This is a genomic window from Phytoactinopolyspora endophytica (assembly GCF_004138495.1).
Lineage (GTDB): Bacteria > Actinomycetota > Actinomycetes > Jiangellales > Jiangellaceae > Phytoactinopolyspora > Phytoactinopolyspora endophytica.
In genome coordinates this window covers 142948-145436 of record NZ_ML142852.1, presented here as the reverse complement: position 1 = coordinate 145436, position 2489 = coordinate 142948, and the positions used below count along the sequence as shown (strand labels likewise).

The following is a 2489-nucleotide window of genomic DNA, read 5'->3' as shown; positions in this document are numbered from 1 at the left end:
ACGTTCCGGCATGCCGGAACGAGGGAGTGAACCGTATGACGGACCGCCCGATCCCCGCACCTGCCGACTCGGGTGCCTGCTGCCACACGGTGGCCACGGTGCAGAGCCGGGAGGGCGTCGCGTCGGATGGGTCCGTGCCGCGGGGAGACACGGACGGCGACCGGCGGCGGGTACTCGGACCGGGCAGAGAGCCGCATCCGCTTGACCCCCTGAGCGCGGCAGAGATCGAGCAGGCCACGCGGATCCTCGGCGACGCCGGCGTGATGAGCGGCTCCGCCCGCATCGCGTACCTCGGCCTCGATGAACCGCACAAGCGCGAGGTGCTCGCCTTCGAAGAAGGCATCTTCACTCCCGGGGACGACGCGCACTCGGTCGAGAACGGCATGGCCGGAGACCCCCAGACGCAGGGTGACCAGAGAAGGTGGGGACGGAGAATTCCCGGCCAGGGTTCGGCTCGGGCATCGGCGTGGGAGGAGGGCAGCGACGACCTCGCCGCGGGCGAGGCCGAGAATTCTCCCTCCCCACCGTTACTTGCCCCCGCAAACCTGAGCGAGTCGAGACCATCGAGGCGCGCACGCGCGTTCGTCATCGACCTTGCCACCGAGGCGTCCGAGGAGGTCGTCGTCTCACTCACGGACCGGCGAGTCGAAGCCCGCCGGCCCATCGACCCCGCAGTCGACGGCCAGGTACCAATGCTCGACGAGGAACACGCCCTGGTGCGGCGCGTCGTGAGAGCCGACGACGCGTGGGTGGAGGCACTGGAACGCCGCGGAATCACCGACATGGAGACCGTCTACGTCGCCGCACTGACCGCGGGATACTTCGACCGGCCCGACGAGCACGGCCGCCGGATCGCCCGCGTGCTCGCGCATCTTCAGCCCACACCGGAGAGCCTGCCCTGGGCGCACCCCATCGATGGGCTGGTCGCCTACGTCGACCTGACCAAGGAGACGGTGCTGGAGGTGGTCGACACCGGGGCGCTGCCGATCCCGGAGGAGTCCGGCGACTACCACGTGCCCGGGGTGTTCGGCTCGCACCGAACGTCGCAGCGGCCGATCGAGATCACCCAGCCGGAAGGGCCGAGCTTCCAGATCGAGGACAACCTCGTCACCTGGGAGAACTGGAGCGTCCGGCTCGGCTACGACATGCGCGAAGGGCTGGTCCTGCACCGGCTCGGCTTCGACGACGACGGCCGGAGGCGGCCGATCATCTACCGCGCGTCCGTCGCCGAGATGGTCGTGCCCTACGGCGACCCGAGCGCGGTGCGGTTCTGGCAGAACTACTTCGACACCGGGGAGTACCAGCTCGGCCGGCTCGCCAACTCATTGGAGCTCGGCTGCGACTGCCTGGGCGAGATCACCTACTTCGACGTCACCGTGGTCAACGACGACGGCTCGCCACGGGTGATCCGTAACGCGATCTGTATGCACGAGGAGGACTACGGTGTGCTCTGGAAGCACACCGATCCGGCCAACGGCTCCGTCGAGACCCGGCGACAGCGCAGGCTGGTGATCTCGTTCTTCGTCACGGTCGGCAACTACGACTACGGCTTCTACTGGTATCTGTACCTCGACGGGACCATCGAGCTCGAGGTCAAGGCCACCGGCATCGTGTTCACCGGTGCGTACGACGAACGCGCCCAGCGATACGCGTCGGAGGTCGCGCCGGGGCTGGCGGCGCCGTACCACCAGCACCTGTTCGGTGCCCGTCTCGATATGGCCGTCGACGGCATGCAGAATGCGGTCGACGAGGTCGACGTCGTACCGCTGCCCCATGGCGACGACAACCCCTACGGCAGCGCGTTCGCCCAGGCCGTGACCCGGTTGCGGACCGAGCGCGAGGGGCGGCGGGTGGCGGACAACTCGATCGACCGGGTGTGGCGGGTCAACAACCCGTCGGTGCGTAACCGGTTCGGCCAGCCGGTCGCCTATGTGCTGTACCCGGAGGGAAAGTCCACGCTGCTGGCCGGCGAGACGTCGTCGATCCGCCGTCGCGCTGCCTTCGCTACCAAGCACCTGTGGGTGACGCCCTACCACCCGGCCGAGCGGTACCCCGCCGGTGACCTGGTCAACCAGCACCCCGGCGGAGCCGGTCTGCCCGCATACACCGAGGCGGACCGGGATATCGACGGCCAGGATGTCGTGCTCTGGCACACGTTCGGGCTGACCCATTTCCCACGCCCTGAGGACTGGCCGATCATGCCGGTCGACACCTGCGGGTTCACCCTGAAACCCGTGGGGTTCTTCGACCGCAACCCCACGGTCGACGTTCCTCCGTCGGCGCGGCACTGTGCCAGTGCCGGGAACGACACATGTCATTGCAGTTGAAACCGCTGCACGCAGGATCTGCAGCCCCATCGTTCACGAGAGAGGTCTCATGCGCCACATGAACCGAACCGGCTTCAGGATCGCCTGTGGTGTGACCGCGGCCGTTCTGATCACGGCCGGTTGCAGCGCCGATGAAACCGCCACCGACGATCCGCAGGCCGG

General features: G+C 68.2%; 1 protein-coding gene. It reads left to right on the top strand.

All coding sequences use genetic code 11. From position 1 onward, the window contains the following. Positions 1-35: 35 nt before the first annotated feature. A complete protein-coding gene (locus ELR45_RS09015) occupies positions 36-2327 on the top strand; it encodes a primary-amine oxidase (RefSeq protein ID WP_129665277.1) in 2292 nt (763 codons plus the stop codon). Positions 2328-2489 lie beyond the last annotated feature (162 nt).